Source organism: Mahella australiensis 50-1 BON (genome assembly GCF_000213255.1).
GTDB lineage: Bacteria > Bacillota > Clostridia > Mahellales > Mahellaceae > Mahella > Mahella australiensis.
In genome coordinates this window covers 1953852-1973138 of record NC_015520.1, presented here as the reverse complement: position 1 = coordinate 1973138, position 19287 = coordinate 1953852, and the positions used below count along the sequence as shown (strand labels likewise).

Sequence of the window (19287 nt, the reverse complement as noted above, 5' to 3'; positions counted from 1 at the left end):
GCAATTAGTATGAGGTGTTATGATGTGGCAACAAGTCTTAAATGCGGTATCATTATTTCGCATAAGAGACCTTATAGATATATTGATAATAGCCTATATAGCATATAGGATACTTATGCTCATAAAAGAAACGAGGGCGGAGCAGGTGCTCAAGGGCCTCGTTATATTGCTAATATCCACCCAATTAAGCGAATGGTTGGGGCTTAATACTGTAAACTGGTTACTTAGAAATGCTATGACTGTCGGTGTTATAGCCCTGCTTATAGTATTTCAGCCCGAGCTCAGAAGGGCGTTGGAGCACATAGGTCGAGCTGGGCTTATAAACATTTCGTCGTTTATGCCCAGTGAGAACGATTATGGTGATACTATAGAAGAAATAGTCAAAACCGTGCAGAGTTTATCCAAGGATAAAATAGGAGCACTCATTATCATAGCAGGCAAAACGGGCCTGAATGAGATCATAGAAACAGGTATCAGGGTGGATGGGAAAGTCTCATCCGAACTGTTGAGTAACATATTTGTGCCTAACACGCCTTTACACGATGGTGCTGTTATTATAAAAGATGATCGCGTAATAGCGGCGGGATGTTTTTTGCCATTGACTGATAGGCAGGATATAAACAAACAGCTCGGTACACGTCATAGAGCGGCGATAGGTGTCTCAGAGGTCAGCGATGCATTAGCTATAGTGGTTTCGGAGGAGACCGGCGTTATATCTATTGCGCGTGAAGGTAAGCTTACCCGATATCTGGATTCCAAAATGTTAAGGGACGTATTGGTTCAAATGTATGCTCCGAGTCACGAAACAAAAGCTTTCAATTGGCGCATATGGAGGGAATGGAGGGAAAAGCATGGACAAAATATGGGCGACGATGAAAAGTAATTTACCGCAAAAAATAATATCTATAGTATTTGCTATAATACTTTGGACTTACGTTGCCAGCGATCAAAATCCCAATATAGCGCGAACCATACGTAATATACCGGTTGAGATACAAAATGAGTCGGTTTTAAAAAACAAAAATCTCATACGCATGAATACAGATATACAAGAAGTAAGCGTAAAAATAGAAGGACGCCGTAGCGATGTGGCCGCTTTTAAACCATATGATATAAGGGCTGTAGCCGATATAGGTTCGATAAATAGTAGCGGCAAGCAGCGAATACCGGTTAAAGTCATAAATGTTCCGAGCAATATAAATATAATCGATATTTCCCCACCCTATATTGAAGTAGAGGTGGAAGATATAGTGAACAATCAATTGCCTGTAGAATTGAAGTTAGAGGGTCAACCAGCAGTGAATCATAGGGTGCTTGAAGCCGAGCTGGTGCCGGATGAGATTATAGTTACCGGACCGCGCAGCCTGGTTTCCAAGGTGCGTTCGGCAGTGGTGCGGATGGATGTAACTGAGGCTAAATACGATATAACGCGTTCATTGCCAATTATACTTTATGATGAACGGGAAAAACAGATAACAGACGACCTCAATTTGAGCGCTGATTTTGTAAGGGTTTATCAAAAGATAAGGGCTGTTAAGGCCGTACCTGTAAAAGTAAATACGTCGGGAAAATTGCCTGATGGCTTGGAAATAGTTAGCATTGCAGCTCAACCTAGTAATGTGACTGTAGCTGGTTCCGACGATGATATTTCGAAGGTGACGGTAATCGAAACCGAACCCATTGATCTATCCAAGGTTCAAGCCACCAGTACTGTTAAGGCACAATTGATATCGCTCGACGGCATTGAGGTCATAGAAGGGGAACCCGTCATGGTTGATATAACTGTAAAAGAACAAGATGTACAGGGGAAGGTAGCTGTGACAGATTTAGTAATAGAAAATTTGGCAGAAGACCTTGAAGTAGGCGATAAACCGCGTAGTATAACGTTATCAGTAAAAGGACCGTATAGTCTTATAAAAAACCTAAAGCCAAGCGATATAAAAGTAGTGGTTAATGCTAAAGGTATGAGCCGCGGGCGCTATGATGTAACACCTACTATAGTATTGCCGAAAGGTATCGAGCTTATAAAAGTGGAACCACAGCCGGTGTCGGTGTTGTTAAAATGATGTTATCAGACAAGCGTATAAACATATTCGTAGGGCATTTTGGCAGCGGCAAGACCGAGATATCTATAAACTATGCTTTGGGCCTGCAAAGGCGGGGATTAAAAACCATGATAGTCGATCTGGATATAGTAAATCCATTTTTTAGGACGGTGGAGGTAAAGGATTATCTGGAACAAAACGAAATAAAGGTTATAGCGCCGAATTTTGCCGGTACGGCGTTGGACGTACCATCTATTCCAGCCTCTGTCTACAGCGCCTTTGATAATACGAATTTTAATGTAGTACTGGATATAGGAGGAGATGAGGTCGGAGCAAAGATATTGGGTAACCTGCGCGACCATATAAGCGATGGTACATACGATATGTTGTATGTAATAAACGCTAGAAGACCGCTTTCAGCCGATATATCGGCTGTCGGCAATTTGTTGCATTCTATTGAGCAAACATCAGGGTTAAAAGTAACCGGCCTTATTAATAATACGAATTTATCTTCAGAAACCACAATATATGATATAATGTATGGGCAGGCTTTAGTAGAAGATCTATCGCGACAAGCTGGTGTACCGGTCGTTAAAATATGTGGTTTGCCCGATGTCTTAAAGCAGCTGCCGGATGAATATAAAGACAAGGCCATGCCTATAAAAATATTTTTACACGTTCCTTGGGAACAGTAACCGAAAGGAAGAATGAAATGATCCATATAGTATTTTTCGAAGACATATGCAAGGGATGCGGTCTATGTACATCTGTATGCCCTGAAGGCATAGTATCTATAAATAAAGATCGAATCAATGCCAGCGGATATAATCCGGCTGGCGTCACCGATGAGGCCAAGTGTACGGGGTGTGCTTTTTGTGCCCGGATATGTCCTGATATAGCTATAAGGATAGAAAAGGTTTCATAGAAAGGGGAGTATTATGGCTCAAAAAGTGCTTATTAAAGGAAACGAGGCCATAGGGGAAGCGGCTATCATGGCTGGTTGCCGCCATTTTTTTGGCTATCCTATAACGCCTCAAAACGAGGTGGCCGAATATATTTCCAAACGCATGCCCCAGGTAGGAGGGTGCTTTTTGCAGGCGGAAAGCGAACTGGCTGCCATAAATATGGTATACGGTGCAGCAGGAGCTGGGGCCAGGGTGATGACATCGTCATCCAGCCCGGGTATAAGCCTCATGCAGGAAGGTATATCCTATATAGCTGCATCGGAATTGCCATGTCTGATAGTCAATGTTATGCGCGGTGGGCCCGGACTGGGTGGTATACAGCCATCCCAGGCAGATTATTTCCAGGCCACAAAAGGCGGCGGTCATGGTGATTACAGGTTAGTAGTGCTGGCGCCGTCTACTATACAGGAGATGATAGACCTCATAGTGGAGGGGTTTGATATAGCCGATCAATATAGAAATCCAGTCATGATATTGGCCGATGGTATGTTGGGCCAGATGATGGAGCCGGTGGTATTGGAGCCTAAAAAGCGAATAGAAAGACAGCTTCCGGCAAAGGATTGGGCTACTACTGGGTGCGATGGTAGCCGCCCCAGGAATGTGATAAATTCGCTGTTTATGATACCGGAGCAATTGGAGCAGCGGAACCTGGTACTCATAGATAAGTATAAACGTATTGAACAAAACGAAGTGCAATACCAATCAATAGATATCGAAGGCGCTGATGCCGTGTTGGTGGCTTACGGTACCATGGCCAGGATAGCCAGGACGGTAGCAAAAAAAGCCAAGGAATTGGGCATAAGCGTTGGAATACTGAGGCCTATAACTTTGTGGCCTTTTCCATATGATGCTGTCGCTGCTATAGGCGATATACCGAATGTTAAGGCAGTATTCTCGATAGAGATGAGTGCAGGACAGATGGTGGAGGACGTGAAATTGGGTATAAGCGGAAAAAAACCGGTATATTTTTATGGCCGTACGGGCGGTATGATACCATCTCCCAATGAAGTATTGGATTATATATGCGATGTACTGGAGGTGCGATGATGTCGATCATATTTGAAAGGCCGCGTTCGCTCACTGATAAACCGTTTCATTATTGTCCGGGATGTACCCACGGCTTGGTACACAGATTGGTAGCCGAGGTTATAGATGAATTGGACATTCAAGCCAATACCATAGGGGTGGAGCCAGTGGGTTGTGCAGTATCGGCACATGATTATTTTGATATAGATGTGCAGGAGGCAGCACATGGCAGGGCTCCGGCAGTAGCCACCGGCATAAAGCGTGTGTGGCCGGATAGAGTGGTATTTACCTATCAGGGCGACGGCGATCTGGCTTCCATAGGTATGACTGAGATAGTGCATGCCGCTGCTAGGGGGGAGAGAATAACCACCATATTTATAAACAACGCTATATTCGGTATGACGGGTGGACAAATGGCGCCGACATCGTTGCTTGGGCAGGTCACCACCACATCTCCGTATGGCCGCGACGCAGGCAGCGCCGGTTACCCTATACGTGTGAGCGAACTTTTAGCCACGCTGCAAGGAGCAGCTTACGTAGCGCGTGTATCGGTGCATGATGTCAAGAACATCGCCAAGGCTAAACGCAGTATAAAAAAGGCCTTTACCACTCAGATGGAAGGTAAGGGATTCTCCATAGTAGAGGTGTTATCCACATGTCCTATAAACTGGGGTATGACGCCTGCAGATTCGCTTAAGTGGCTGCAGGATAATATGATACCGTATTATCCGCTGGGAGAACTTAAGGTGGATGGCGAGGAAGTGATTAGCCGATGACGCACGAAGTTATAATGGCAGGTTTTGGTGGCCAGGGTGTCATGTCGATAGGGCAATTATTGACACATGCTGCCATGGAAGTCGGCTTTAACGTGTCATGGTATCCATCATACGGGCCAGAGATGCGTGGCGGTACAGCATTTTGTCATGTTGTAGTTTCTGATGAATTCATAGGTTCTCCGCTGGTTGCGTCACCTACCGACCTTATAATAATGAACAGGCCTTCTCTGGATAAATTCGAGCAGATAGCGGCGACCGGAGCAGCGGTGTTTGTGAACAGCTCGCTTATAGACCGCGAAGTAAAAAGAGCTGATATAAAGGCGTACTATATACCGGCCAACGACGTGGCCAATCGATTGGGTAACGTGCGTGTGGCCAATATGGTAATATTCGGTGCATTTTTGGCTTGTACTGATATAGCACCGGTAGATGTGGTGGAGCGCTGTTTTAAGGAAATGCTGGGCCCGTCTAAGGCTCATATGGTAGATATAAATCGTAAAGCCTTACATGAAGGGATGAAGCTCATCGACAAATGATAGATAATATACCCGATCTGGAACAGCGGCTTAAAGACCTTCCGGATAAACCGGGTGTTTATATAATGAGAGATAAAGATGGGCGGATAATATATATAGGCAAAGCGGTATCGCTTAAAAATCGCGTTAGGCAGTATTTCCGCTCTTCTACAAACCATTCCCCCAGGATACGGTCAATGATAGCGCATATCGCTGATTTCGAGTATATATTGACTGATTCTGAGGTGGAAGCACTGGTGCTGGAGTGTAGCCTTATAAAAGAGTATCACCCCAAGTATAACGTATCGCTGCGCGATGACAAACATTATCCGTATATAAAGATCACGGTAAACGAACCGTATCCGCGTATAATGTTGGCGCGATCGACAGAACCTGATGGAGCGCGCTATTTTGGCCCTTATCCGAATAGCGCTGCCGTAAAAGAAACTATAGAGACTCTTAAAGGGCTGTTTCCTGTACGTACGTGCAAACGCAACCTAAATAGCAAAAAGAAGGAGAGGCCGTGCCTTGATTATTATATAGGCCAGTGTATGGCGCCGTGCCAGAAAGACATACCTGCCGAGCAGTATGCCGATGTCATAAGACAGGTATGCGATTTTTTGGACGGTCGCCAGGAAGATATTATAGATAAATTAAAAGAGCAAATGCGGAATGCTATAGATGCACTTAACTTTGAAAAAGCTGCCGTATTGCGCGATAAGATAAACGCCATATTGAGCTTACAGGAGAAACAGAAAGTGGTGTCCACAGAGCTCATAGATCAGGATGTAATAGGTGTTTTCCAGCAGGATGAGGATTCCATGGTTCAGGTATTTTTTATTCGCGGGGGAAGGATGATAGGAGCAGAGCACTTCTTATTGGAAGATACAGGGCATGATGATACGGCGTCGCTCTTGGCGTCATTTATGGAACAATTTTATTCGGGAATAAACTTTATACCTAGTGAAGTATTGTTGCCGGTGTGGCCCGAAGATGGGCAAACTATAGAAAAATGGTTGTCTGATAAAAAAGGCTTAAGGATTCAGCTTAAAGTGCCGATAAAAGGAGAGAAGCGTGAACTTGTGGAAATGGCGGAAGAGAATGCCAGAGAAGCCTTAGAGCGCTTCAGCCTGAAGATAAAAGCTGATAAACAGCGCACGCAAGGAGCGCTGGAACAATTGGCTGAGATACTCGGATTAGATCAGATGCCGTGGCGCATAGAGGCTTTTGATATATCTCATATTCAAGGCACTGATACTGTGGCTTCCATGGTGGTTGCCGAAGGAGGACGGCCGAAGAACAGCGACTATCGCCGATTCAGGATCAGTATGCCTCAAAACGATGATTTTGCCAGTATGGCGGAGGTTGTGGATCGGAGGTATAGCAAGGGATTGTCCGAAAAGAGACAGCTTGCAGCTAAAGGGTTGGATATAAAGGACGGCAAATTTTCTGCGTTTCCGGATCTGATACTTATAGATGGGGGACGTGGGCAATTAAATGCTGCGAGGCAGGTGTTGGCGCGTTTAGGTTTGGATTATATACCGATTATAGGTTTGGCTAAGGAAAATGAAGAGATATATATACCAGACAGATCCGAACCGCTGGTGTTACCCAAGGATAGCCCTGCACTTCAGCTTCTCCAACGTATAAGGGACGAAGCGCATCGATTTGCTATCTCCTATCATAGGAGCTTACGTGGGAAGAGCGCTCTCCAATCGGTATTGGATAATATTCCAGGCATAGGCGATAAGCGTAGAAAGGCATTGATGGAGTATTTCGGTTCTGTGGAAAGTATAAAACGAGCCGGTGTAGAAGAGTTGGCATCAATTAAGGCTATGAATATATCGGCAGCTAAAAAGGTGTACGAGTATTTTCATAGTATATAGCGATTATATATGGGGGCCGTAATGTGAATAACACAAAGGACGCACAAAAGGCAAAATTAAGTATAATAATAGCGCTTATGAAGGTTATGTGTACAGTTTTTATAGGCATAGCCGTTACCAGCATTTTATCTAATATAATAGCACTGGATATACGATGCGTACAAGTCCGAATAATGCTCGTGTTAGGTACTATGGCTATTTCGTGGTGGCAATGGCTTTCAACAAATAATCAGCCGCGGTTATGGGAACAACCGCGGCTGGCCGATTGTGCGGAATCGCTGTTTTACATCGTGGCTGTAACGTGGATATTATGTGCCAGCCAACCTGAAACAAGCATATTCAAATTGACATATATATTTATAATCATGGTCAATGCTTTCAGATTCGATATGAAATATGGTTTTATGTCGGCCGGCGTATCGTCAGCAAGTGTTATATTCTGCGATGTAGCCAAGCTTGAACAATTGAGGCGTTTTGCTTATTTAGAGCAGGACATGCTGTTGATAGTAAGTTTCTTCGTGTTAGCCTTCATAATGGGATATATATCGATGAGCCAAAAACAGGATTTTGATAATATGGCTAGAATGGCCACAACGGATGAATTGACAGGTTTATATAACAACCGTATATTTCATGAAAGTCTGCTTAGATATATAGAAGAGACTAATGATAATAAGCGCTATGAAAATGTGTGGGTGGCGCTTTTGGATATAGCTGAATTCAGGAGATACAATGAACTTTACGGTTACACCATGGGCAATGCCGTTTTAACTCAAGTTGGAGTTATTATATCCGAAGGGGCGAGGGGTGCGCAGTTGGTGTCTAGATACGGGGACGATAAGTTCGGATTGATCTTTACAGATTGCAGTTTAAGGCATGTAAAAGATATAGTATCGCGTATTAAAAGAAATATAGAGAATTATCCGTTTTATGGTAAAGACAATATGCCTGGCGGCGTGATAAGCGTATATGCAGGTATAGCGGGCTATCCTATGAACGGTTTAACCAAGGAAGAAATGATAAAATCGGCCGTTGATGATATAAATTTCGCAAAGCTTATTTATAATAATATCGATCCTATTCATATGGTGCATATGGAAGGCATGAGCGTCATGCAGGTATTCATAAATATGTTAAATTCTCGCGATCATTTTACATATGAGCATACTCAAAGGGTTATTGCTTATGCTGATATGCTTGCCAGAGCTTTGAATATGCATCAGCGGTTCATAGATGATGTAAAGTTCGGTGCATATCTGCACGATATAGGTAAAATAGATCTGCCAACTCCTATATTGGTCAAAACTCAGCCTTTATCAGTGGTTGAAGATGATATATTCAAGAACCATGTTATATGGGGTGCTGATATAGTCGGTTCTGTAGAATCATTAGCGCATATAGTGCCGATTATACGGCACCATCATGAACGTTGGGATGGCTTGGGCTACCCCGATGGTCTGCAAGGTACGGACATACCTTTAGAAGCTAGAATAGTAGCGCTTGCAAATGGTTTCGATATGATGCTTATGGGTCGATGGCCAGATGAACCTGATTGTAGAGGCGTTGCCGGTGCTGTACAATGCCTTATGCGCAACGCCGGTACATATTTTGATCCTGATTTAGTGGATATATTTATCAAGACTATACGATCCTATAATTTGCAACACCTATTTCCAAACGATGCGTTTAGTGTTACAATAGATGCGTGATATTATATAATAGAGGTGTATGAATTTGCTCTCTGTCCCTATAGAAACGTTAGTAGAAGATTTGCAGTTGGAGGTTTTATACAAAGACGATTGCAAATATATAAATATATCCACATCGGATGTTAATAGACCTGGCCTTCAATTGGCGGGCTTTTTCGATTATTTTGCCTATGAACGCATACAAGTGATAGGCAGGGTAGAGATGACCTATTTGATGAGCATAGACGTTAAAACGCGAAATGAGCGCTTAAATGATTATTTCAAGTACCCTATACCATGTGTTATAGTGTCGCGCGGTATGGATATACCGACCGAGCTTATGGATATAGCTCAGACATATAAAAGGCCGTTGTTTCGCACACATAAGAGCACCACGCAGTTTATAAATCGTACCATGAATTATCTTGAGAGCGTATTAGCGCCGCAGATAACGCGCCATGGCGTGCTGGTGGATGTATATGGCGTAGGTATACTGTTGATGGGGGACAGCGGCATAGGCAAAAGTGAAACGGCGTTGGAGCTGGTTAAGCGCGGGCATAGGCTGGTAGCTGATGATGCTGTGGAGATAAGGCGTGTTACCGATAACCGGTTGATAGGAGAGGCCCCCGATCTTATAAAATATTTTATGGAGGTACGTGGTATAGGCATTATAGATATTCGCGCAATGTACGGGGCCGGTGCCATTATAAATACAAAGTCCATAGACCTTGTCATAGCTTTGGAAATATGGGATAATAATAAGGTATATGATAGGCTGGGGCTGGTAGAGGAGAGTATGGATATCCTGGACGTTACATTGCCGAAGATAACCATACCCGTAAGACCGGGCAGGAATCTGGCTATTATAGTAGAGGTGGCAGCTATGAACTTTCGCCTTAAAAACAGCGGCTATCATGCGGCTCAAGAGCTCAATCAGCGCTTGGAAAATATTATAGAACAAAAACAATAGGAAGGACAGATGGAAATGATAAACATCGATGATGTACAAGCATTAAAACAAGCCGATCCGAGCAATATGTTGGATGCGGTATACGGTTTGCCGGAACAAATGGAGCAAGCATTAAGCATAGCAGAAAGCATGCAGTTAAATGTCGATAAAAACTACATAAAAAATATAATAGTAACCGGCTTGGGCGGATCAGCCATAGGAGGAGATTTGGTGCGCGTATTCGCTGCCGGCAGGTTGAATATACCAATGGCTGTAAATAGGGATTATGTATTGCCCAGTTACGTTGGCGAGGATACACTGGTGTTTGCGTCTAGTTATTCCGGCAATACTGAAGAAACGTTATCAGCCTATGATACAGCTAAAGCTAAAGGTGCTCAGATTATAGCCATAACTACCGGTGGCCAGTTATTCAAGAAAGCTCAAGCCGACGGCTATTCGGTTATAAATATACCGGCAGGACTTCAACCGAGGGCTGCTATAGGGGTTTCATTTGTTCCGCTTGTTATGGCTTTGGCGAAAATAGGCTTATTGGACGAAAATGATGTAAAGCCCCAGATACTCGAAGCTATAGAATTGCTCAAAATTATGAGAAACGAATTAAATCCGTCTAAAGTTGAAGCTGATAATTTATCTAAACAGTTGGCCAGAAAATTTTATAATAACTTGCCTGTGATATATGGTGTTGTAGGTACTAGCGAAGTCGTTGCTCAACGTTGGAAAGGGCAGATATGCGAGAATGCCAAAGCGCCTGCTCATTACAATATATTCCCGGAGTGGAACCACAATGAATTAGTTGGTACAGAAGTACCTATAGATCTGTTGAAGAGGTTCCAAGTCATAATGCTTAGGGACAAAAATGACCATCCGCGTATACAAAAACGCATAGATATAACAAAAGAGATATTAAAGCAAGTGGAAGGCGGAGTTACCGAAATATGGTCCAGAGGTAACGGCGATATAGCCAGAATATTTTCACTTATCTATATAGGCGATTACGCCAGCGTATATCTGGCCTTATTGAACGGCGTCGATCCGTCGACCGTCGAGAAGATAGATTTGCTGAAAAATAAGCTGGCCAAGATGTGATGAAGGAAGAGAAGGTGTAGGATTTGAAACTGGTTTTGGATACGCATGCCCATACGGTAGCATGTGGGCATGCGTACAGCACCATAAAGGAAATAGCGGAGGAAGCGGCGAACAAAGGGTTAGAGCTTATAGCTATTACGGAACACGGCCCCAGTATGCCAGGGACTACTAGACCATATTTTTTTAGTAATATACGCGTGGTACCCTCTAATATATGCGGTGTTAGAGTACTGAAGGGTATAGAAGCCAATATTATGGATGTCGACGGTCGCCTCGATTTGCCGGACAATTTACTTGCCAGATTGGATATAGTGATAGCCAGTCTTCATGATGTGACAATACGGCCAGGCGATGTGGAGTACAATACGCGGGCTATTATAAACGCTATGAAAAACCCCTATGTGGATATAATAGCGCATCCCGGCAATCCTGTGTTTGCTATCGATATAGAAAAAGTAGTAGAAGCAGCAAAGCAATATAATGTGTTGCTAGAAATCAATAATCATTCATTTACAGCGCGCAAGGGCAGCTATGATAATTGCCTGAACATAGCCAGAAGGGTTAAAGCATTGGATTGGCAGGTAGCGCTGGGGAGCGATGCGCATATATGTTATGATATAGGCAATTTTACGGATGCAATGGATATAGTGACTAAAGCAGGAATGACAGAGGATAATGTCATAAATACGTCCGTATATAAGCTGCTGAATTTCTTAAAACAAAAAGGCAAAAAAATAGAATCTGTTGATTGACGAGGAGGAGGCTATAGCATATGCTCTATGTAGGTGTAGATTTAGGCGGGACAAAAATGGCTGCCGGCGTAGTAAACGACGAAGGGCGAATATTGGTTCGCGATACCATGCCGACGGGCCGCGAAAGGCCGTTTGAAGTTATAGCGGCCGATATGGCTAAATTGATACTGTCTGTTATACAAAAAGGTGGTTACGCCATAGATGACATAAGCGGTATAGGCATCGGCTCACCGGGTGCCATAGATAACACCAATGGCATAGTTATATTTGCCAATAATTTCGGATGGCATAATGTGCCGTTGCGCAGTGAATTGCAAAAATATATTGATTTGCCTATTTATATGGAAAACGATGCTACAGTAGCTGGATTAGCCGAGAGCGTTTATGGCGCGGGCAAGGGTGTTAAGAATGCTATCACGCTGACGCTCGGCACCGGTTTAGGCGGCGGCATTATAATAAACGGGCATATATACAGCGGAAGCCATCATGTGGGCAGCGAATTGGGCCATTTGATAGTGGAGATAAACGGTCGTCAATGTACATGCGGTAACCGGGGCTGCTGGGAACAATATGCCTCAGCTACGGCGCTTATAACGGCAGGTAAAGAAGCTGTGCTTAAATACCCCGATTCGCTGATATTGAAATTCGCTGGTGGGGATCCGGAAAAAATAACGGCTAAAACCATAGAAGACGCGGCCAGAGCAGGTGACAACGTGGCGGCTGAAGTATTCGATGAGTATGTATATTATCTTACCATGGGCATAATATCTATTATAAACGCTTTCGATCCTGAAATGATAATAATAGGGGGAGGCGTATCCGGGGCCGGCGACTTTTTATTAAAACCTTTGACCGAAAAAGTAAAGGAGCATATATTCTATAAAGAATTGGATTTTGCTGATATAAGGTTGGCCGAATTGGGCAATGATGCCGGCATAATCGGTGCAGCTATGCTGGCTACCGATAAATATTTCATTTAGCGAGGGGTTATGACTTTTGGACAAGGAACAAATATACCGCCTATTATGTACGGAAATTGATCCGGTAAATATAAAAGTAGATGAGCCTATGAAAGCTCATACGTCTTTTAAGATAGGCGGGCCGGCGGATATATTTGTTACTCCGGATAAATTAAATGAGATATACGGCGTATTGAGAATATGCGGTGAGCATGGAGTGCCGTTGCTTGTTATGGGCAACGGCACTGATTTGCTTGTTCTGGACGGCGGCATACGAGGTGTGGTCATGCAGATCGCTCATAAGTGGGCTAAAGTGGATATAGAGAACACATTGGTGACCGTTCAAAGCGGGATACTGTTGTCCAGGTTGTGCAGGGTATTAGCCAAACGTGGATTAGGCGGTATGGAGTTCGCAGCGGGGATACCAGGCACATTGGGCGGTGCATTGGTCATGAATGCCGGTGCTTACGGCGGTGAGATGAAAGATGTGGTGCAGTCCGTCCACGCCATTGATGCAAATGGGAATGATAGATGGTTTCGATCTGAAGAATTGAAATACGGTTATCGAAGCAGCATATTTCGGAACGGGAGATATACGCTGCTTGAGGCTAAACTATGCCTTGAGCCGCGAGAACCGCAAGTATGCATGGATAATATAAACGATTTGAATCTGAGGCGTCGAGCAAAACAGCCGCTGGAATACCCGAGCGCAGGAAGCGTATTCAAAAGACCTTGTGGTTGCTATGTGGGCCCGATGATAGAACAAGCCGGCTTAAAAGGTATGTGCGTGGGCGATGCCCAGGTATCGGAGAAACATGCCGGCTTTATAATAAACCGCGGCAATGCTACGGCAAAGGATGTACTGGAGCTTATAAACATCGTCAAGCAGCGTATAAAAGAGCTGTTCGCTGTAGAATTGGAGTTGGAGATACAAGTAGTAGGCGAGGAGAATTAGCCTATTGACGCTGAAAGCCAATTATGTTACTATATTTATGAAAATTAAATACGGCAAAGCCTTTATCCAGAGAGGTGGAGGGACGGGCCCGATGAAACCCAGCAACCGGCCATTAGGTCCGGTGCTAATTCCTGCAGGAGGTATTTCCTTCTGAAAGATGAGGGTATGTGATAGAATAAAACCTCTTCATTTCAGAAGAGGTTTTTTATTGCATATGTAATGTTTCAAAAGGCTTTGGTGTAGAGCAGAAAGGAAAGGACTAATAAAAGCATGAACAAAAGATTTTTTACTTCAGAGTCGGTTACTGAGGGTCACCCCGATAAGATCTGCGATCAAATAGCTGACGCCATATTGGATGATATAATGTCCAAGGACCCTATGGGTAGGGTGGCATGTGAGGTGGCCGTTACTACAGGCTTGGTTTTGGTGTTGGGTGAAATATCTACTGACTGTTATGTCGATATACCTAAGATAGCGCGCAACACTATAAAAGAGATCGGGTATACCAGAGCAAAGTATGGTTTTGACGGCGATACCTGTGCAGTCATAACATCCATCGATGAACAGTCGCCCGATATAGCGTTGGGTGTAAACCAGGCATTGGAGATAAAGAAAGGTCTTTCAACGGAAGAGTATGAAACTATAGGGGCAGGAGACCAAGGCATGATGTTCGGCTTTGCCTGTGATGAAACCCCTGAGCTTATGCCTATGCCTATAGCACTAGCTCATGAGCTAACCCGTCGATTAGCATATGTGCGTAAAAACGATATACTGCCATATATAAGGCCTGACGGTAAGTCACAGGTGACAGTTGAATACCAGGACGATAGACCGGTAAGGGTGGATACGGTGGTTATATCCACACAGCACGGATCGGAAGTCGATCATGATACCATAGAAAGGGATATAATAGAACATGTCATAAAGGCGGTTATACCGGCCGATTTGCTTGACGATAACACGAAATATTATATAAATCCCACAGGTCGATTTGTAGTAGGCGGTCCGCAGGGAGATTCAGGTTTGACCGGACGAAAGATAATAGTAGATACTTACGGCGGATACGGCAGGCATGGAGGTGGCTCATTTTCAGGTAAAGATCCTACCAAAGTGGATCGCTCGGCCAACTATGCGGCGCGATATGTAGCCAAGAATATAATAGCGGCTGGTTTGGCTAAAAAATGCGAGGTGCAATTGGCCTACGCCATAGGTGTGGCTCATCCGGTATCAATATTGGTGGATACTTTCGGTACAGGCAAAGTAACAGATGACGTCCTCGTAGATCTAGTCAAGCGCAATTTTGATCTACGGCCGGCTGCTATTATAAACAATCTTGACCTACGGCGCCCGATATACAGGCAGGTAGCGGCATATGGGCATTTCGGCCGCCCCGATTTGAACCTGCCGTGGGAAAAAACCGATAAAGCGGGTATATTGCTTGAACAAGCAAAATCAATGATATAGCTCAAGAATATAGGCTGTTGCCATGACAATCTATGGCGACTATGAGCGGCAAATCTTCTACAACAAGCCGATATATGGCCTCGGGTCCAAGATCCTCAAAGGCCACTATGTCGGCTTTCTTTATGCAGTCGGCTATTAAAGCTCCGGCACCCCCTGTGGCAGCCAGATAAACGGCTTTATATTTTACCATGGCGTCTATTACAGCGCGGCTTCTGGGACCCTTGCCTATCATGGCATTTAGACCGTGTGCCAGTAACGGCGGTGTATATACATCGACGCGGCTGCTGGTTGTGGGGCCTGCGGAACCGATGACCTGACCAGGCTTAGGCGGACACGGTCCGGCATAGTATATGGTTTGGCCGGCTATATCAAAGGGCAAAGGTAGATTTTGATTTAGTAGCTGTATCATACGCTTGTGAGCTGCATCGCGGGCTGTATAAATTATACCGGTCATTTTGACCATGTCGCCGGCATTAAGCTCATCTATAGCGGCTTTTGACAATGGGCTTATTATGCTTTTAATTTCCATATTTCAATCCTCCTATAAAACAGCGGTTTTATGCCTGGAAGCATGGCATTGCATATTTATAGCTACCGGTAATCCTGCTATATGCGTAGCGAATGTTTCTATGTGAACAGCCAGGGCTGTAACCGCTCCGCCTAACCCCTGCGGACCTATGCCAAGGGCATTGATGGTATGGAGCAATTCCTGCTCCAGTGAAGCTACAGATTCATTTGAATTGGGTTGGCCGGCATCCCTCAATAAGGCTTTTTTAGCTATATACGCAGCCTTTTCCATAGTGCCGCCTATGCCTATGCCGAGTATAACCGGTGGACATGGATTGCCGCCGGCTGCTTTTACCGTATCCAGCACGAATGCCTTTATACCGTCTATACCGTCAGCGGGTTTCAGCATCTTAAGAGCGCTCATGTTCTCACTGCCGAATCCCTTGGGGGCGACAGTAATGGATAAGGATGAACCGGGTACTATTTCAACATGTATTATGGCCGGCGTATTGTCGCCAGTATTTACGCGCTCAAGAGGATCTTTTACCACCGACTTTCGCAAATAGCCTTTTCGATAACCGCGCCTCACCCCTTCGTTTATAGCATCGATTATATAACTGCCGGTTATATGCACGTCCTGGCCCATTTCCACAAAGACCACCGCCATGCCGGTATCCTGACATATAGGCATTTGCTGCTCGCGGGCTAGTTTTATATTGTCGATTAGCTGGTTCAATATATATTGAGCTCGCGGCAACGATTCTTTTTTAGCAGCATCCCGTATAAGTTGCTCGACATCCTGGCCGAGACCGCAGGCCGCGTCTATACACAGGCTTTCCACCGTATCGGTTATAATTTTTGCATCTATTTCTCTCATGATAATACCACCTTTTGGCATACTCTATGTTACTACTTACTGTGCACCATCTTATGAGCTTGATAAGATATGAGCTAGAAAGCTGATCGTTATCTTCGCCTATGTACGTTGAAAGCTAAGCAGTAAACAATTATAATACATTTTATCATAAATGAAATTAAAATGATACGGCGTTATACGCCTAAGGGCTACGACGATATTTATCTTTTCTCATCAGGATGTTATAATATAGATGAGTATTTGAACAGGGGGAGGAGACACTGTCAGTTGTTGAAACGCAAAGTCAGGGGTAAGACAAATAGTTTCATGCGATTTATGGTATCTTATTTGATTATATTAGGTTTGACCATTTCGATAGGGGGCCTTGCTTATAACGAGGCTTTAAAAATGGCAAAGGAGGATGCCATTCAAGATGGTCTTAGTGCTCTTAAGAAAAGCAGGGATGTGCTCGAAGCGCGTTTTGTGGAAGTCGATAATATGATAGATCAATTAGCGATGAATCAGGAAGTTATTAACATGCTGAATATAAAAAATCCTATGAAGACCCAAGATTATTATAAGCTTCGCAGCGCCTTTTTGAAGCTACCATCTTATAATATTATCAACAGTTTCATCGATGATTTTTATATTTTCTCAAAAAATACGGAGGCTTTGATTTCATCCAATGCTATGTCAGTAAGAACACAAAGTTTCTACAAAGAATCTTTAAGCTATGAGAATATGGATTATAAGGAATGGAAGAATGAGATTCTAGGTACGTATCATTATAAAGATATTTGGCCGGCTCACTCGGTTATAAAGGGCTATAATCCGAAACCGGAATTGACATATGTACAATCTATTCCTATGGGAGAGCCTTATAATTATAAAGGGGCTATTATGGTATTGATCGATGAAAATAAAGTGTTAGAATACCTTATGACACCAGATATAGCCAATGATGGTTGGGCATGTATTGTGGATAGCTCTGACAGGATAATTACCTCCGCAAATATGGAAGTCGATGATTTGAATAGCATTGATATGGCGTTTGAATTGTCCGCGGGATATAAAGAGGAAATGGTGAACGGTCAAGATGTGGTTGTTTTGTATGCTGAGTCATTCAGCAGGGATTGGACTTATATAACCGTATTGCCGTCTGGAATATTCCGGGAACAAGTCAGCGGTGTTAGAGGAATATTTGTTATCAGCATTATGGCGACCTTACTTATAGGGCTTATTACCGCATTTATTTTGGCCAGCCGAAACAGTATGCCTATAAAAAGACTTATAAAAAGGTTGCAAAATGCGGTTGGTAACAATAGTCCGACATCCAATGAATATGACTTTATAGAAGATACGGTACTTCAGTTAGTTAGAAACAATAAAGATTTGCGAGAATATTTGGAAAAACAAGTCCCGTTTTTAAGAGTAAGTTTCTTTGAACGACTTCTTCGCGGTGGCTTTAGCCAATTGAAGGATATTGAGGCCGCATCCTCTTATGCGAGAATAGATATTAAAGGGGAGTATTTTATTGTTTTGGTTATGAAACTAAATAGCTTTGCTATGGAAAACGACATGAATAATTCAAATGAAACGAATGTGAAAAGGGTGGTGGCTGCCAAAGAGGTAACTGAGAGGTTACCATGGCAGAATTATTTGCATGATGTTGATCAAGATAAAGTAGCTGTCTTAACAGCTTTAAGCCATAACGATATAGAGGAGTTCGATGATAAAATTGAAGATGTTCTAAAGCCGCTGGTCGATGAGCTGCAGCAGAATTATAATATTATTGTGTCTTTCGGCATAGGAAATATATGCACAGATCTGTTAGGTATAAACAAATCGTTTAGGGAGGCCATTAAGGCATTGGATTATTACAGATATGGGGGAAAAGTCAAAAGAATTGCCTGGTTTAAGGATATAGCCTTGCCTGGTTTGGGGTATCATTATCCTATAGAGACGGAAATGCGCCTAATAAATCTTACTGAAACAGGTGAAGAAGAAGAGGCACTATCTTTGCTCAACGAACTTTTGGCTAAAAATTTCACGCGAGATAATTTGTCTGAACAGGATATGGAAGATTTTATCTATGAAATCCGCGGTACTATAACTAAAATAAAAAATGAGATTCTAACCCAACAAGAGCAAGATGCGATCGGCATAAGCGGATTGATGGAGAAAATGAATGAGTATCAGTCGATCGAAGATATATCTGAGAGTATAATAAGTATATTCAAAAGCCTATGTGCTTATGTCCAACAAAAAAAACAATCTCGTCGGGACGATATGTTAAGAGAGATTATAGAATATATAAAAGTTAATTATATCGACGATGGATTATGTTTGGCCAGTATAGCTTCGAAATTCGGTTTAACGGAAAAGTATTTGTCTCAGTTTTTTAAAGACCGCACAGGTGAAAATCTTTCAACATATGTGGAAAGACTTCGGATGGAAAATGCTGCAGAGATGTTAATCGAGAGTAAATTACCTATTGCCGATATTGCAAGTCACGTGGGATATAATAACAATAATACATTTTATAAGGCTTTTAGAAGGATATACGGCGTAAGCCCGAGCGTTTATAGGCAACATAAAATGGAGAATACCATTTCCCATGACTAAAGATTGTAATATCAAAACTCTACGCTAAAAACCCCGATAAGGGGTTTTTTTGCTGCTCATCGGGATAAAATCATTCTTTCTCACAGATTCATCATTTAAAATGCGGAACAAATCATCGCACGGGATGGATTTCAACTTTATTTATAGTAAGGCCAATAATATATTATATCCAGAACATCTGTTGAATTTATTAGTTGTAGAAGGAGGAGATT

The 19287-nt window shown here is 43.2% G+C and carries 18 protein-coding genes and 1 riboswitch; of the genes, 16 read left to right on the top strand and 2 right to left on the bottom strand.

The annotated features are described in order from the left end of the window. Positions 1 to 22: 22 nt before the first annotated feature. The 15 genes from cdaA (at position 23) to metK (ending at position 15087) form a co-directional block, all read left to right on the top strand. Positions 23 to 883, top strand: coding sequence for a diadenylate cyclase CdaA (gene cdaA, locus MAHAU_RS09190; RefSeq protein ID WP_013781451.1), 861 nt, complete (start codon positions 23 to 25; stop codon positions 881 to 883). Next, positions 852 to 2066 (top strand): CdaR family protein, encoded by a 1215-nt coding sequence (locus tag MAHAU_RS09185; protein ID WP_013781450.1) that lies wholly within the window; start codon positions 852 to 854, stop codon positions 2064 to 2066. Before cdaA ends, MAHAU_RS09185 begins: the two co-directional genes overlap by 32 nt. Beyond that, a complete protein-coding gene (locus MAHAU_RS09180) occupies positions 2063 to 2740 on the top strand; it encodes a P-loop NTPase family protein (RefSeq protein WP_013781449.1) in 678 nt (225 codons plus the stop codon). Before MAHAU_RS09185 ends, MAHAU_RS09180 begins: the two co-directional genes overlap by 4 nt. 17 nt (positions 2741 to 2757) lie before the next feature. After that, positions 2758 to 2970: a 4Fe-4S dicluster domain-containing protein gene (locus MAHAU_RS09175; RefSeq protein WP_013781448.1), complete on the top strand. Its 213-nt coding sequence runs from the start codon at positions 2758 to 2760 to the stop codon at positions 2968 to 2970. A 13-nt stretch (positions 2971 to 2983) separates the two neighbouring features. Beyond that, complete coding sequence (locus MAHAU_RS09170; RefSeq protein WP_013781447.1) at positions 2984 to 4057, top strand: 3-methyl-2-oxobutanoate dehydrogenase subunit VorB; 1074 nt, start codon at positions 2984 to 2986, stop codon at positions 4055 to 4057. After that, positions 4057 to 4812: a thiamine pyrophosphate-dependent enzyme gene (locus MAHAU_RS09165; RefSeq protein WP_013781446.1), complete on the top strand. Its 756-nt coding sequence runs from the start codon at positions 4057 to 4059 to the stop codon at positions 4810 to 4812. The genes MAHAU_RS09170 and MAHAU_RS09165 overlap by 1 nt, the downstream gene beginning before the upstream one ends. Beyond that, the gene (locus MAHAU_RS09160) at positions 4809 to 5348 is read left to right on the top strand and encodes a 2-oxoacid:ferredoxin oxidoreductase subunit gamma family protein (RefSeq protein ID WP_013781445.1); all 540 of its coding nucleotides are present in this window, start codon (positions 4809 to 4811) and stop codon (positions 5346 to 5348) included. The genes MAHAU_RS09165 and MAHAU_RS09160 overlap by 4 nt, the downstream gene beginning before the upstream one ends. Beyond that, complete coding sequence (gene uvrC / locus MAHAU_RS09155) at positions 5345 to 7213, top strand: excinuclease ABC subunit UvrC (protein ID WP_013781444.1); 1869 nt, start codon at positions 5345 to 5347, stop codon at positions 7211 to 7213. The genes MAHAU_RS09160 and uvrC overlap by 4 nt, the downstream gene beginning before the upstream one ends. A gap of 23 nt (positions 7214 to 7236) precedes the next feature. After that, complete coding sequence (locus tag MAHAU_RS09150; protein ID WP_013781443.1) at positions 7237 to 8922, top strand: bifunctional diguanylate cyclase/phosphohydrolase; 1686 nt, start codon at positions 7237 to 7239, stop codon at positions 8920 to 8922. A 19-nt stretch (positions 8923 to 8941) separates the two neighbouring features. Next, positions 8942 to 9871, top strand: a complete 930-nt coding sequence (gene hprK, locus MAHAU_RS09145; RefSeq protein WP_041644039.1) for an HPr(Ser) kinase/phosphatase — start codon at positions 8942 to 8944, stop codon at positions 9869 to 9871. Positions 9872 to 9886: 15 nt separating this feature from the next. Next, positions 9887 to 10957 carry a bifunctional phosphoglucose/phosphomannose isomerase gene (locus tag MAHAU_RS09140; RefSeq protein ID WP_013781441.1) on the top strand — a complete coding sequence of 357 codons (1071 nt, stop codon included), beginning with the start codon at positions 9887 to 9889 and terminating at the stop codon, positions 10955 to 10957. A 23-nt stretch (positions 10958 to 10980) separates the two neighbouring features. Continuing rightward, positions 10981 to 11709 (top strand): phosphatase, encoded by a 729-nt coding sequence (locus MAHAU_RS09135; protein WP_013781440.1) that lies wholly within the window; start codon positions 10981 to 10983, stop codon positions 11707 to 11709. A 20-nt stretch (positions 11710 to 11729) separates the two neighbouring features. After that, positions 11730 to 12689, top strand: coding sequence for an ROK family protein (locus MAHAU_RS09130; RefSeq protein WP_013781439.1), 960 nt, complete (start codon positions 11730 to 11732; stop codon positions 12687 to 12689). A gap of 16 nt (positions 12690 to 12705) precedes the next feature. Continuing rightward, positions 12706 to 13623 carry a UDP-N-acetylmuramate dehydrogenase gene (gene murB / locus MAHAU_RS09125; protein ID WP_013781438.1) on the top strand — a complete coding sequence of 306 codons (918 nt, stop codon included), beginning with the start codon at positions 12706 to 12708 and terminating at the stop codon, positions 13621 to 13623. 59 nt (positions 13624 to 13682) lie between these two features. Beyond that, positions 13683 to 13787, top strand: a riboswitch (SAM riboswitch). Between the two features lie 106 nt (positions 13788 to 13893). Next, positions 13894 to 15087: a methionine adenosyltransferase gene (gene metK / locus MAHAU_RS09120; protein WP_013781437.1), complete on the top strand. Its 1194-nt coding sequence runs from the start codon at positions 13894 to 13896 to the stop codon at positions 15085 to 15087. A gap of 1 nt (position 15088) precedes the next feature. Here metK and MAHAU_RS09115 read toward each other — a convergent pair whose 3' ends face one another. Then, the gene (locus tag MAHAU_RS09115; RefSeq protein WP_013781436.1) at positions 15089 to 15616 is read right to left on the bottom strand and encodes a Fe-S-containing hydro-lyase; all 528 of its coding nucleotides are present in this window, start codon (positions 15614 to 15616) and stop codon (positions 15089 to 15091) included. A gap of 12 nt (positions 15617 to 15628) precedes the next feature. After that, a complete protein-coding gene (locus MAHAU_RS09110; RefSeq protein WP_013781435.1) occupies positions 15629 to 16471 on the bottom strand; it encodes a fumarate hydratase in 843 nt (280 codons plus the stop codon). 267 nt (positions 16472 to 16738) lie between these two features. On the opposite strand from MAHAU_RS09110, the gene MAHAU_RS09105 reads away from it, so the two are divergent. Continuing rightward, positions 16739 to 19075: a helix-turn-helix domain-containing protein gene (locus MAHAU_RS09105; protein ID WP_013781434.1), complete on the top strand. Its 2337-nt coding sequence runs from the start codon at positions 16739 to 16741 to the stop codon at positions 19073 to 19075. Positions 19076 to 19287 lie beyond the last annotated feature (212 nt).